Source organism: Corynebacterium sp. ACRPH (assembly GCF_022347285.1).
In the GTDB taxonomy this organism is placed as follows: domain Bacteria; phylum Actinomycetota; class Actinomycetes; order Mycobacteriales; family Mycobacteriaceae; genus Corynebacterium.
Window position 1 is genome coordinate 1 of sequence record NZ_JAKRND010000027.1, and the last position, 14,352, is coordinate 14,352.

9 protein-coding genes and 1 tRNA gene are annotated in these 14,352 nt (G+C 56.9%); 6 read left to right on the top strand and 4 right to left on the bottom strand.

Features of this window, described 5'->3' with window-relative positions; translation table 11 throughout:
• On the bottom strand, positions 1–1,490 hold a 1,490-nt coding region (locus tag MHX66_RS10160), incomplete at its 3' end, for an Ig-like domain-containing protein (RefSeq protein WP_239202797.1).
• 548 nt (positions 1,491–2,038) lie between these two features.
• Between MHX66_RS10160 and MHX66_RS10165 the strand changes: the two genes are divergently transcribed.
• The 3 genes from MHX66_RS10165 (at position 2,039) to MHX66_RS10175 (ending at position 8,263) form a co-directional block, all read left to right on the top strand.
• Positions 2,039–5,986, top strand: coding sequence for a Pls/PosA family non-ribosomal peptide synthetase (locus tag MHX66_RS10165; protein WP_239202803.1), 3,948 nt, complete (start codon positions 2,039–2,041; stop codon positions 5,984–5,986).
• 17 nt (positions 5,987–6,003) lie between these two features.
• Positions 6,004–7,356: a heparan-alpha-glucosaminide N-acetyltransferase domain-containing protein gene (locus MHX66_RS10170; RefSeq protein ID WP_239202805.1), complete on the top strand. Its 1,353-nt coding sequence runs from the start codon at positions 6,004–6,006 to the stop codon at positions 7,354–7,356.
• A 79-nt stretch (positions 7,357–7,435) separates the two neighbouring features.
• The gene (locus MHX66_RS10175; RefSeq protein ID WP_239202807.1) at positions 7,436–8,263 is read left to right on the top strand and encodes a hypothetical protein; all 828 of its coding nucleotides are present in this window, start codon (positions 7,436–7,438) and stop codon (positions 8,261–8,263) included.
• 234 nt (positions 8,264–8,497) lie between these two features.
• On the opposite strand, the gene MHX66_RS10180 is transcribed toward MHX66_RS10175, so the two are convergent.
• Positions 8,498–8,582: transfer RNA gene (locus tag MHX66_RS10180), tRNA-Ser, on the bottom strand.
• A gap of 145 nt (positions 8,583–8,727) precedes the next feature.
• On the opposite strand from MHX66_RS10180, the gene MHX66_RS10185 reads away from it, so the two are divergent.
• Positions 8,728–9,729 (top strand): NAD(P)H-quinone oxidoreductase, encoded by a 1,002-nt coding sequence (locus MHX66_RS10185; RefSeq protein WP_239202809.1) that lies wholly within the window; start codon positions 8,728–8,730, stop codon positions 9,727–9,729.
• A gap of 64 nt (positions 9,730–9,793) precedes the next feature.
• Here MHX66_RS10185 and MHX66_RS10190 read toward each other — a convergent pair whose 3' ends face one another.
• A complete protein-coding gene (locus MHX66_RS10190) occupies positions 9,794–10,672 on the bottom strand; it encodes an EamA family transporter (RefSeq protein ID WP_239202811.1) in 879 nt (292 codons plus the stop codon).
• Positions 10,673–10,721: 49 nt separating this feature from the next.
• The gene (locus MHX66_RS10195; RefSeq protein ID WP_239202813.1) at positions 10,722–12,029 is read right to left on the bottom strand and encodes an aminotransferase class V-fold PLP-dependent enzyme; all 1,308 of its coding nucleotides are present in this window, start codon (positions 12,027–12,029) and stop codon (positions 10,722–10,724) included.
• 352 nt (positions 12,030–12,381) lie between these two features.
• Here MHX66_RS10195 and MHX66_RS10200 point away from each other — a divergent pair, with 352 nt between their 5' ends.
• Entirely contained in the window at positions 12,382–13,269 is an 888-nt protein-coding gene (locus MHX66_RS10200) for an ABC transporter permease (RefSeq protein WP_011274307.1), read from the top strand.
• A gap of 8 nt (positions 13,270–13,277) precedes the next feature.
• Positions 13,278–14,066: an ABC transporter ATP-binding protein gene (locus MHX66_RS10205; protein WP_005292416.1), complete on the top strand. Its 789-nt coding sequence runs from the start codon at positions 13,278–13,280 to the stop codon at positions 14,064–14,066.
• The last annotated feature ends 286 nt before the right edge of the window (positions 14,067–14,352 follow it).

Here is a 14,352-nt window from a genome sequence, read left to right on the forward strand (position 1 = left end):
GTGAACTCAGCGTCTTCCGAGATCGGCAGGTTGTCCGGGTTAACAAGCTCCTTCGTGATTTCGAACGCACCCGTGGACTTCTTGGCAGTGTTATCGAGGTGCACTTCCACGTTGCGATCCTCTACAACCGTCAGAGTTGCGGTCTTGCCATCCTCAGAGATTTTAACATTATCAACGTCCTCTTCACCGGCGCGGAACTTAGGATCGCCGAAGGTAACCCCTTCCACGTCAGGGAACGTAGGTTCTGTCAGAGTCACCTTTGTTCCCGCAGGAAGCTCCTTCGACCCCTTAACAAACTCACCGTTTGCAGAGACCTTTTGGTCATACTCGTCGTTGAAATCTTCGTTGCTAGATTCAATCTTTACGTGCACTGTGAACTCGGTGCCTTCCGGCACGAGCTCACTGCCCTCTACAATGTGCTTCTTAAGCGCGTAGCTGTTGCGATCTACGCCCTGAATGGTACCCGAACCGGTCTGAGTGAACTTAACTGTCTTCTCAAGGCCATTGCCGTTCACGTTTGCTGTGTTGCCGAAAGAGGTCCCGTTAGGGATGCTACCTTCCCCTTCGTAGTAGGTGTAGTAGTGGACCTGCCAGTTTTCCTTCGAGCTCCAACCGCCGGTGGGCTCTGGAATCGTGATCGTTGCGGACTTTCCGTCCTCACTCAAATTCACCTCAGCGTTCAGCGGATCGATATACTCCGCCACACCGCCACCGTTGAAACCGTTCAAAGAGAGACCTAGAGTCTCGTCTTCTTCATTCGAGAACTTGTGTGGACCGTCGAGCTTATCCTCAATCACCAGAGCTCCACTGTCGGGAAGATCAACGCTCTTCAAGTTAAGGAACCAGGATACCTTCCGAGTATCCCCGTCTACCGCATTCTCTACCCAGCCATCCTTTTCGGATTGCCCGAAGCTTTCGCGGGGACGCTCCTCCGTAACGAATCCGTTAGCATCTTCGGGAAGCTGAACTGCTGTAGTGATACCGTTTAAGGTGAAGTCGATTGTCTTTCCGTCGTAGCTTTCGGTCTGCGTGCTTTGCAGGCCAATGGTCACATGACCTTTAACCTGGTCCTTATTCGCAAATGCTTCATTGAAAGTACACGTGAGCTGTCCGCCACCGGTCGTGCACAATCCACCAGTGTTTCCATTCTCATCCACCAAGGGGAATTCGTCCTTATGAGCCTGTAGCGGCGCTGGGATCTCGACGGTGAAAGACTCACCATCATTCACCGTGCCGTTCGTAGCTTCCCAATCGAAGCTGAAATCAAACACGGTCCAAGGATAGAATTTCCCGTCCGGCGAAAGCTCCTTGCCATTACCTGCAACCAATTGCGGGTTAGAAATCTTGACATTGGAATTTTCTTGGGCGGAATTTTCTTGGGCGCTGGCCGCCGGGGCGCCCCCCAAGATCAACGCCACTATAGCCATAATGGCCAGCGAAATCTTCTGTAGCGCCCCCCTCTCCCTAAGAGGACTTAACTCGAAGCTCAAAACTCTCTTACCTTTCACTACTTTGCACAGCATGGCAGGGCGCCACACGCGCCTGAATGAACTTGCTGACAGATTAGAACCTTACGATTCGCTGCCGACATTTTCAACTGTTATACGGAAAATTTAACGTTGACTTCACCTACCAGATAGAACTGTATATTTGGCACCCAGCCTCAAGATTAGCTGGACGCCGCCCTTCGCCCTGTACGTTGAGAACAACCCGAGGTCACTGCAGCCTGAAGCCAGTACGCATCCGATCTTTAGAAAGTTCTCATTGTTCGACCCAATTCTTAACAGGTGAATCGGGAGCCATTTAGCTCTTCTTTGTGTTGTACCCCAAACACTATCGCGCCATCCCCACAGACCACCGCTAATCTTTCATGCACGCGCTCTAGACTGCCACACGCCCCATTAACAGCATCTACCAAATGTTATGCTAATGATGTAGAATCGTTACCGTTTCGTTGTAAATTAAATGGCTTTTCCGGGCGATAGAACTCCGGGAGACTGAGTTCTTGCACGTCCACGCTGAAAGAAGGATCGCGCATATGGAGACTAGGCACACTGACGACGATATATACGCAATCTATGGCGTCGAGGAGGTTCCCAAAGCCCGAACCTTAGTCGATATCCTTACGGTAACCGTACATAACCACCCCGATGCGACTGCATTGGAAGGAACAAACGAGACACTCACTTACCGCGAACTGGTCGACCGCATTAATAATGAAGTCAATCGTCTTGCTGAACTCGGAATCGGAAAGGGCGACAGAATCGGCATCCGCGTTCCTTCCGGAACGACGGATCTTTATATTGCAATCTTGTCGACAATCTGCGCTGGAGCAGCTTATGTACCCGTCGACTGGGACGATCCCGATAGTCGGGCAAATACCGTATGGGAGGAAGCACAGGTAGCGGCCGTATACGGCCAGAACCTGTCAATTGTCCAACATGGTCCACAACGTGAGCCGATCACCCCGTCTAGCCCCGAGCTAACGGACCACGCTTGGATTATTTTCACCTCGGGTTCGACTGGTAAGCCCAAGGGTGTTGCAGTATCACACCGGTCAGCTGCAGCACTGGTTGATGCTGAATCACGAATGTATCTCGTAGATCAACCCTTGGGACCCAGCGACCGGGTAATGGCAGGCTTGTCTGTTGCTTTCGACGCTTCCTGTGAAGAGATGTGGCTGGCGTGGCGATACGGAGCAACGCTCGTGGCCGCTCCCCGCGACATCGTCCGTTCCGCAGACGCACTCGGACAATGGATCACCGATCACCGGATCTCGGCTGTCTCAACAGTCCCTACCCTTGCGTCTTTCTGGACAACCGAATCTCTCAGCAACGTTCGACTGCTGATCTTTGGTGGAGAAGCGCTACCCAAAGAATTGATTAATCGATTAGCCACCCCGGGCCGAGAAGTATGGAACACTTACGGCCCCACTGAAACAACGATTATTTGTTCTGGCGAACTAGTCCAACCGCTCAGTGCCGACGAGCCGGTTCGAATCGGACGCGCAACACCCGGGTGGCAACTGGCCGTGGTCAATCCAGAAACCGAAGAACCAGTGCGCTGGGGCGAATCAGGTGAACTCGTAGTTGCCGGTGTCGGTCTCGGACGCTATCTCGACCCCAACAAGGACGCCGAAGCCTACGCACCGATCGCCTCCCTGAACTGGGATCGAGCCTACCGGACAGGTGACCTTGTCATCGCAGAGAAGGCCGGCTTGATCTTTGCTGGTCGTACGGATGACCAAATTAAGTTCGGTGGCCGCCGCATGGAGTTAGGAGAGATCGATCGCGCACTAGCCGGCACTCCTGGTGTGTCCGCGGCTGCTGCAGCCAAGCAGAAAACGCCCGCTGGCTCCGACGTTATCGTCGGGTACATAGTCGCTGAATCAGAAATCAACCTCTCGGAAGCACGTAGCTATCTTTCAAAAGTTCTTCCCGGCGGAATCGCACCTACATTGTGCGTGGTCGACGAGCTTCCAATGAAAACCTCTGGTAAGGTTGACCGTTCTGCCTTGCCATGGCCACTCCCCGACTCGGGCGAAACTACCGCCGCACTGCCAGAAGAGCTTCACTGGCTTGCCCACAAGTGGGCCGATCAACTCGGGCAAGTTCCTATGGAGCCGGATTCCAACTTCTTTGAACTCGGCGGATCGTCTGTCGCGATCGCGAAACTAGCCGTGGAACTACGCCACTTTCACCCTGCCCTCGATATCGGCAATCTGTACAAGAACCCCACGCTCTCGGAGATGGCAGCGTACATCGCCACGCTGAATGAAGCACAGGAGAAACGTCCCATCCCCAGAAAGATCCCGTGGTGGTCGGGAGTATTCCAATTCTTGGTGGTCTGTGCCATCTACGCTGTCAACGCTTTGCGTTACATCGTCGGATCGTTAATTGTGGTGTGGGCTCTGCGTTTTTTCTTCGATGCGGCATGGGTTCCGGAGATTCCACTCTGGCCACTACTGGCTAGCTGGCTCATACTATTCTCCACCGCAGGAAAAATGCTTCAAGCGACTATTGTAGTTCGCTTGCTAACGATGGGGGTACGCCCTGGTAAGCACTTGCGTGGAGGGTGGACTCACATGCGTGTGTGGGCGGCGGATCGTTTCCTCACTTACCTCAAACTCGAGTCGTTACTCGGAACACCAGGCGCACCCCTTCTCTATCGCTTATTTGGCTGCACGGTCGGTCGTGGTGTGGCCCTTGCGTCGATGCCTCCAGTAAGCGGATTGCTGTCCATCGGAGAAAACTCCTGCCTGGAACAAGAGGTGGACGTCAATGGTCACTGGATCGAAGGCGATACTTTCCATATCGGCAGGATCACAATCGGCGATCAAGTCCGTGTTGGCCTGCGAACATTCGTTGCGCCTGACGCCACAATTGGTGATGGTGCAGAAATCCTCCCCGGATCGTGCGTAACAGGTTCCGTTCCGAATGGTCAGCTCTATGGTGGTTCTCCATTGATCCACCGCGGTAAGGCCGATGAAACCTGGCCTGCTCAATCACCGACTGACTCCGCAGCCGCAGGCAAAGTTCACATTACGAATGGGGTACAGCTCAAGGCATTGTATCTGTCAGGTCAAGCCTGGATGACCCTACTGCCCATCATTTCGATCCTGCCGGGTACCGCGATGGTGCTTCCGCGTGTTATCACGCACTCTCACTATGAGGAAGTCTTCCCTATTTTGGCGGCATGGGTACCCGTGTTCACCCTGCTCACGGTAGTCACCTGGTTAGGGCTAGTTATTTTTTCGATACGGTTCTGCGCACTCTTCATTAAGCCAGGGTTCTTCCCACAGGAATCCGCCACCGGCTGGGCGGTCTGGCTAACACATACGCTTCTGCAGAAGACCTTGACCTCTACCTACTTCATGTACGCAGGATGGCTGACCCCAGCATTCCTGCGCTTGCTGGGGGCTCGAGTAGGCAATAGCACTGAGATTTCAACGGTTGAGACAATCCCCCACCTGACTTCCATCGGTAATCGTTGTTTCCTTGCCGACCACTCCCTCTGCGCCTCTGTGCGCTACCGATCTGGCTGGGTACATATCGGCACTACCGTCATCGGCGACGGCTCCTTCGTAGGAAACTCGGGCATCGTGGGAATCGATCACGATCTGCCCGAAGATTCTCTGATTGCAGTCCTCGCGTCTACACCCGAGCGCCCCGGCCGCGGAACCTCTTGGTTGGGCCGCACCACCCAGCAAATTCCACGCACTCACGTGGATGCCGACAAAAAACAAACTTTCAACCCGTCTAACTACCTGAAAGTCGCGCGAGCTCTAGTAGAGGCATTTCGCTTCCTACCTGTCCTGGCAGTAGCTTATTTGGATCTATTCATTGTGTGGGTGGGAACCATTATCTACATGCACTATGGACTCGGCTGGTCCGGATTGCGTGCAGTTGCTATGTGGGCAACCCCAATTGTCCTCCTTGCAGGCATTGCTGCCAGCATCTTGCCAATCATTGCAAAATGGCTACTCGTCGGCCGGTTCAAGCCTGGAGATCATACCCTGTACTCTTCCTTCGTATGGCGTGGCGAGCTAGTGGACAACTTCACGGAAATCCTCGCGGTTCCTTCACTTATCCGAATGTCTCTTGGTTCGCCCATGTTCAATTTATGGGCACGCTTGATGGGTTCTTCCATTGGACGCAGCGTTTGGTGTGAAACGTGGTGGCTTCCGGAGTTCGACCTCATTCGAGTTGAAGATCGAGCTACGATCAACCGCGGTACTGTCCTACAGACACACCTGTTTCATGACCGCGTGATGGCTCTAGAACCCGTAGTTGCTGAATCGGGCTCCACACTCGGACCGAATAGTTTTATGCTCCCCGGCTCTTCGCTCGGAGAACGAACGACGGTTCTTCCTGGGTCTCTCGTCCTGCGGCAGGATGGAATTCCCGCTGACTCGGTCTGGACCGGCAATCCTGTCGCCTTTGTTAATGATCCAAAGCTCACAGCCGAATCAACCCCCAAGAATTAAGCCCGAAAGGTAAGCCCATGGATTCATCCGCCACACCCGAAGACCCCAAAGCAGCACGGCCGACCCCCGGCCCAGCGGCCATCCGTCCAATTTGGGACGGCGAAAAGGCTGCCCCTCCGCCGGTTTACACCCCGCCCCCCGAACCAACGGCACCCAAATGGAGCAAGGATCTAGCGTTCGGCCCAGCACGCAATCCAAAGCGGATCACAGGTCTGGACGCTGCCCGTGGCTGTGCACTGCTAGGGATGGTCGCAGTGCACATCCTTCCTGCAGCTAATAGCTACACGGGGCGACCGACCTTTGTTTGGGGAATTTTCGCCGGGCACTCGGCTGCGCTATTCGCGGTCCTTGCCGGCATCACCGTAGCCCTAGTGACGGGTTCCAACAACCCGTACAAAGGTCAGAAGATGCGCCGCAGCCGGGTCTCACTGGCAGCTCGCGCTGCGGTTATCCTTCTACTCGGTCTTGCCTTAGACGAACTACACCTACCCGTGTACAATATTCTGCCCTACTACGGGTTGATGTTTTTCCTCGCCATTCCACTAACTGCTGCACGTATCCGCACACTACTGGCTGTGGCAGCCGGGTTTGCAACTTTAGGGCCGATCCTGGTGTTTTTCACCAACTCTCGACTCCATTACACCACTACATTCAACCCCAATTTCAGCTCGCTGTTTTCTCTACCAGGTGACACGTTGATCACTTTGCTGGTAGGTGGCACCTATCCGCTTGTGACGTGGATGAGCTACCTATGCCTCGGGCTAGCTATTGGACGGCTGAACCTCCGCTGGTTACTTACCCAAGTCCGGCTCATCCTGGTCGGTGCTGGCCTCGCCTTTGTTGGGTCCTTCTTCTCAACGTTTCTCATCGATTATCTCGGTGGGTTTACAAACCTGTACTACTACACTGATGGGTACGATGCCGAGGACATCATTAACGTCATGGATTACGGACCGGAGGGGCACCTGCCTACCAACACCTGGTGGTGGCTGGCCGTTAATGGACCGCACACGGATACTACGTTTGACCTGCTCACCTCTGCGGGGTTGGCAATGTTTGTCATCGGCGCATTCCTCGTGGTCAGCCGTATGCTGAGCCACCTCCTCTTACCCCTTATTGCAGCTGGCTCAATGACATTGACGTTGTACACGGCCCATCTACTAACCTTCGTAGTCACTGGAGATTCCATCAGCAACTTCCCTGTGGGTTGGTTCTTCGCTCAGGTTTTGTTCGCGCTACTCTTCGCTAGCGCATGGCAACTGGCACGGGGAACCGGACCACTCGAATCTTTGGTTTCCCGTTTCTGCCGACGAATCAGCTACGTGTTCGTACCTAAACCACCAGAACCGGTTCAGGTGGAAACAAGGTAAGCTTCATAGCCGTTACAAGGCAGAAAGATGCCAATTGTGTCGAGCGACAGACTTCCTCAGGACTGAAGGAGCACTTTCCGTGAACATCACTCCTACGCGGTTTTCTCTAGGAAACAGCCTACGCCTAGCTGCGTTAGGCGTTTCAATTCTGTTGATGAGCGCAGCGTGCGCTGGAATTGAGACTGAGGGATTTTCGTCTATACCGACCACAAAGTCTTTGCCTGAGAAGACTAAGGAGTCAACAGACCTCGACGATATCTCCAAGGACCCTGGCTCTACCGATGAGAACGAGGATTCGGAAGGTCTGACAGAAGAACTACCAGAGTTTCTCTATCCAGACGGCACCAAGGTAGCTCTCACTGCACCCGGAACGGTTCTTCGGTTCGGCGAATCTGCTACTGTGGCCACCTCCGACTCCGAGGGGCGTTTGCTGATCTGGAAAATTAACGCTCACGATGGTGTACGGATTCCGGCTGGGCGGATAGAACTCCTTGAGCCTGAAAAGGCAACTAACATCAGCCATTTCAATTGCTATGCCTACGACATAGCATTCTTAGGTGCAGTCTCCAAATACACAGAAGATCCGATGGTAATCCACGGGCTACCGGATATTAACAACGCAGCTGTTACGCCACCTAAAATGATCGCTTCCAGCCGTGACGGCAAGGCCTCACGACGGCTAGTGGGTGGTTCCGATAACGCCTGCGGGATCCCGCTCAACTCTAGATTGCCAACTAAACAAAGCTCGCTAGTCAGAAATTTCTCCTATGCCCGGGGTACGGTGGGCGCAGTGGAACACGGATCTGAAACGGCAGAATCGTCGCATACTGTCAGTTTCTATTTCGACGAAGAGGTTCCCACAGTACCCGAGGGACGCAAAAAGCCGGCACCAATCATATGGAGATAGTTCCACAACGAGAATGGAGTGTGAAGCCTCACCAGAACGTGAGCAATCTACCGTTTGAGGAGCACGAGGTTCAAAAACCGAAATAACTCTTAGTAACAGAATGCACTTTCAATGAAAGATACCAAGCCCCACCCCTAGCCCCCATAGCCACGACAACCCAAAAACAACGCAGATATCGGTTCGCCCACGAAGCCACAACTCATCTCTCGATCAAGTTGCGCTTCAGGACAACTGCGGAAGCAGGGGGATTTGAACCCCCGGATGGTCTCCCATCGCTGGTTTTCAAGACCAGTGCATTCGGCCGCTCTGCCATACTTCCAATGCGGCTAGTACCGCTCAAAACATTTTACACGCCACCACTAATCCTCCAACTTCCGCTCCGCCTTTCACCGACCCACCGAAAGCTCACTCCCCCACCGCGCACTCCATTCCCAGCCGCACAATGATTCATTAGGGTGGAGACCATGAGCATCACCACAAACGCAATCATCCAGACCGATACCGAAAACCCCAGCTCCCTGGCCTGGCAAACCACCAGCATCGCCGACCCCCAACCCGGCGAAGCCCTGGTGCGCATCCACTACGCGGGCGTCAATAGAGCAGACACCCTACAAGCCCAAGGCCACTATCCCCCACCCCGCGGCACCACCGACATCATCGGGCTCGAAGCCGCAGGCGTGATCGAAGCCCCCAACGGAGCCACCCGCCCCGACGGCTCCCCCTGGCACCCGGGCGACGAAGTCGCAGTGCTGCTCTCCGGGGGCGGGTACAGCGAATACGCCACCGTACCCGAAGGCCAGCTCCTCCCCATCCCCGCCGGATACAGCCTCGCCGAAGCCGCCAGCGTGGTGGAAGTCGCCTGCACCGTCTGGTCCAACATCATGATGACCGCCCGCTTGCGCGAAGGCGATACCATCCTGTTCCACGGCGGCGGCGGAGGCATCGGCATCTTCGGCATCCAACTAGCCAGAGCCCTCGGCGCCACCGTGGCCGCCACCGCCGGCTCCGAAGAAAAGCTGCACGTATGCCGCCGCTACGGCGCGGACATCCTCATTAACTATAAGGAAGAAAACTTCGCCGAAATCCTCACCGAACACGGCGGGGCGGACGTGATCCTGGACATCATCGGCGCCAAGTACCTCGACCGCAATATCACGGCCCTGGCCCCCGACGGGCACATCGTAATCATCGGTATGCAAGGCGGCGTGAAGGGCGAACTGAACATCGCCAAGCTACTCAGCAAGCGTGGAAACATCAGCGCTACCGGCCTGCGCTACCGCGACAGCCAAGACAAGGCACGCATCGTCGCCGAAACCGTGCGCAACGTCTGGCCGCTGCTGGAGAACGGGCAGATCACCCACCACATCAACCGGATCATGCCCATCGCCGAAGTCGCCGCCGCGCACAAGGCACTGCTGGCCGGGGAGGTCACCGGCAAAATCGTGCTCGAACTGCCGCAGAGCTAGGCGCGGCGGTCGCGTTGCTATAGTGGCGGGCCCGGCTCGCGCCTCTGAGCAACGGGCGAAGCAGCTAAGCGCGCGGCTTGGTGAGCCGCCCGAGGCCACGCCGCGGCCACCCGCCCGTCTGCACCAACACCAGCGCCGCCAGCACCAGCAGCAGGCCAACCCACTGCACCACGCTCAGCCGCTCGCCGACGAACACCACGCCCAGGAACGTCGCCGTCACGGGGCTCAGCACGCCGAGAATCGCCACCTGCACCACGTCCAACTTGGCCAGGCCGTTGAACCAGATGCCATACGCAATCAGGGCACCGAAGATCGTCAGGTACGCATAGCCCAACACATTCTGGCCGGTAAGGTGGTCCGGCAGCCCCTCCATCACCAGCAGCAACGGAACCAGGAACAACCCGCCGAAAGTCAGCTGCCAGCCCGTCACCGCTAGCTGTGGCACATCATCCGGCTTACCCCACTTCTTCGCCAGAATCGCCCCCAGCCCCATGCACACACTGGCGCCTAAGCCCGCGAGGATGCCGCCGGTATTCAGGGCTGCGGCGGGCGTCAATACCAAGCAAGCCACACCCACCACAGCGACGAGCGCGCCGATCACCTGATACGGCTGAATGCGCGTGCCCAACAGCGCCGGGCTCAGTGCGATCACCCACAGCGGCGCCGTGTTCGTCACAATCGCCGCCACGCCGCCCGGCAGCAGGTACGCCGCCGCGAACAGCAGAGCAAAGAAGCCGCCGATGTTCACAACCCCCAGCACCGCGGACTTCCACCACCACTGCCCGCGCGGTAGCCTGCGGAACCACAGCAGCAGCATCAAACCCGCAGGTAGTGCACGCAGCACACCCGCCAGAAGCGGCCGCCCAGGAGGCAGCATGTTCGTGGTGACGATGTACGTCGTTCCCCAAATTATCGGTGTAAGCGCAGTAATCAGTCGAAGCACACGGCCACGCTATCGTAATCACTACACGCGGTGCTAGCTGGTTCTATCGCTACCTAACGGATGCCACAACCCGCAATAGCTGGTCTACATCATGCTTAGTGTTATAAGGGGCGAACCCAACAGAAACTGCACCGGCACAATCCCGCATTTTCGGGGAAGATTCTGACGTGACCTTGAGACCGTGTCGGCCACGGGCGCTACTCCTTCCCTCTTCGAAGACCCCCATAAGCTCTAGCAGCTGCGACTGCCCAGGCCGAACCACACCAGCAACCACGCCGTTGACCAGCAGGCGCTGTATAACCACATCCGCAGGAACGCCATCGACCAGGAAACTTACGCGCGGCAGGCGCTCTACGGAAGTGAACTCCTGCAGTATATCTCCATCTTCTCCAATTACGTATACTGTGCCAAGGCTTCGCAAACCCTCTACCAGACGTGTTGTCAATGAATTCAGATAGTCAGCGGTATAGGAAATTGCCGTCATCAATCGCGATCGGCGATCACCCCAAGCAAAGTCATCCAGGCGGGTCAAGTGGTCAACAGTTTCAGCAACGCCTCCAAGCAATCCCTCTGATACACCCACCAAAGCCGCTGCGTGTCCGGAGGGGAACACTGCCTGACGCACGTCTTCATCTTTGAAGATCAATGCCCCCACCGTCGGACCACCAAGACTCGCTATATCCAAGGCCAGCACATCCGCGTCCATCCGCTCCACATCCACCAGACGATAAGGCGCAAATGAATCCACGTCTACCACCAGCATCGCCTTAGACTTTTGGCGCACGCAATCAGCAATCTCCCGCACATCCGTCACTGATCCTAAGTAACGGTTTGCGGCCGAAACTGCAACCACCGTAGTTTCCTGCCCCACTAAATTCGAGAATTGCCAAGCCGGTAACACGCCACTGGAAAGATCTGGCTCCGCCCAACGCACCCTTGCGCCGAAAAGGTCCGCTGCACGTTCCCACGGCAACACATTCGCCGGATCATCAATCCGCGAGAGCACAACCTCCTGTCCGAGACATAAGCGACGCGAAAGCGCGAGCGCTAAATCACCCAACAGCGCGTGGCGCGAGGCTCCTAGAACGACATTCTCAGGCTGCGCACCTGCTAAATCCGCGATTGCAATGCGTGCAGAATCAGCAAATGCCTCACCAATGCGACGGCCTGGTCGCTGCACACCAGAATGCGCGTTCACCATCGACGCTGGTTGCTCAACTAAGGGCGCTGCGCGGAAACTTCGTGCCACCGCCGAAGAAACCCGCTCTGGCACCAGTGGTAAGTCCTGTGCATTTAAGTATGTCCAACCATCCGACAGCGATGCATACGCCCCCCTGACTCTCGGCACATCGAACACTGGGTTTCTCCTTATTAATTAGACTAATTGACACTTTTTCCTGCGCATCACACAACTCTACGCGACGCCCAAAACCCAACTCACCATAATACGGCTCCCCAGAAAAAGTAGCCGGAAATCACCTCAACCGATACTAGCCCCCCAATCCCGACAGGCAGCACCGAACCCGGCCACGGCTGCGGACCGGTGCCTCGCGCCGCGGGGAACTGCCGCCGCTAACTGCCACCAGCCCAGCCACCAAAGCAGAAGCGGGACTCGCCGGGAATAGGAGGTGTGGGCGTCACAAAGTAAAATAGACTGCCTCAAAGCAACAGCAACGAAAACGCGAAGCAGTAACAAGAAGCAGGACCACATGTCACAAAAAATGCCAGAGGCCGCGGATCTACAGCGGATCACCGCCGCGGCAGACGGCGACATCCCAGCTAGCAACTCCCAAACCTTCGGTGCGGCGTGGGCCGACCTGAAGAAGGGGCTTGCGCAGCGCGAACTATGGCTCGCACTCGGCTGGCAGGACATCAAACAACGCTACCGGCGCAGTACCCTCGGGCCCCTATGGATCACCATCGCCACCGGCGTGATGGCCCTGGCCCTCGGCCTGCTGTACAGCCTGCTGTTCCAGCAAGACCTCGCCAGCTTCCTGCCGCACGTCGCCGTCGGCCTGATCTTGTGGGGCTTCATTTCGGGCTGCATCAAGGACGGCTCCGAGGTGTTCATCGCCAACGAAGGGCTGATCAAACAGCTGCCTTCCGCCCTGTCGGTGCACGTGTACCGCCTGGTGTGGAAGCAATTCCTCTTCCTGCTGCACAACCTCGTGATCTGGCTCGTGCTGCTGGCCGTGTTCCGCCCATCGCTCGGGTGGGAAGTGCTGCTCGTCGTGCCCGCCATGGCCCTGATGATCGCCAACGGCATCTGGGTGACCATGTTCTTCGGCATCATCGCCACCCGATTCCGCGACGTAGCCCCGCTGCTGGATTCGCTGGTCCAACTGGCCTTTTATATGACGCCCATCGTCTGGACCACCAAAACCCTCCGCGACCAAGGCGGGGCAGTGGCCGAGCGCGCAAAGATTGCGGAGATCAACCCGCTATACCACTACCTGGAGATCGTCCGCGGGCCGATGATCGGCGAGCCAGTCCCCGCCTACCACTGGGGCATCGTGGGCGTGCTGACCGTGCTGGGGCTTGCGCTGGCCCTGCTAGTGATGCGCCGCTGGCGCTTCCGCGTGAGCTACTGGGTTTAGGAGATGACATGGTTTCGATTGACACTTACGACGCTTGCGTAGACTTCCCCATCTTCGATGCGAAGACCCGCTCCATGAAGCAGACATTCCTGGGGGCCGCCGGCGGCGCGATCGGCAGGAACTCGTCGAATACGGTGATGGTGGAGGCGCTTAAGGGCGTCAATCTGCATCTACAAGACGGCGACCGGATCGGCCTGGTCGGGCACAACGGCGCCGGCAAATCCACCCTGCTGCGCCTGCTCAGTGGGATTTACGAGCCGACGCGCGGGTCCGCGATTGTGCGCGGGCGCGTGGCACCCGTGTTCGACCTGGGTGTGGGCATGGATCCGGAGATCTCCGGGTACGAAAACATCATGATCCGCGGGCTTTTCCTGGGGCAGACGCGCAAGGCAATGCGGCGGAAGATGGACGACATTGCGGAGTTCAGCGAGCTCGGGGAATACCTGGATATGCCGCTGCGCACATACTCGACGGGCATGCGGATCCGGTTGGCTTTGGGGGTTGTGACCAGCATCGACCCGGAGATTCTGCTGCTGGACGAAGGCATCGGCGCCGTGGATGCGGCGTTCATGGCTAAGGCGCGCGGGCGGCTGGTGGAGATGGTTGAGCGCAGCGGCATCCTGGTTTTCGCCTCGCACAGCAACGAATTCCTGGCGCAGCTGTGTGACAGTGCGCTGTGGATCGACCACGGAGAGATCCGGAAGGTCGGGCGCGTGGATGATGTGGTTGAGGCGTACGAGGGGCCGGAGGCCGGCGAGCACGTCCGCCGGGTGCTGAAGGACCTGGGCCGGGGTTAGCGCTGGTTGGGTGCTGAAGGATCTGGGCCGGGGTTAGTTTTGCCGTTAGTTTGCTGAAGTTTGCTGAAGTTTGCTGAGCCGCTGGGGGTTAGCGCTGAAGGTTAGCGCTGGCGGGGGTGGGCGCCTGCTGGCCTCGCCCGGCAGCTGGCAGCTGGGGTCGCCCGGGAGGGTGTCAGGAAGTTTGTGTGTGAGGCTCTGATCTCGAAGGAGTTTCACCGATAATGACTACGGTGTCACCGAAGAAAAACCATGACCAGGACAAGGTCAACAAGATCAGCGAGAAGCT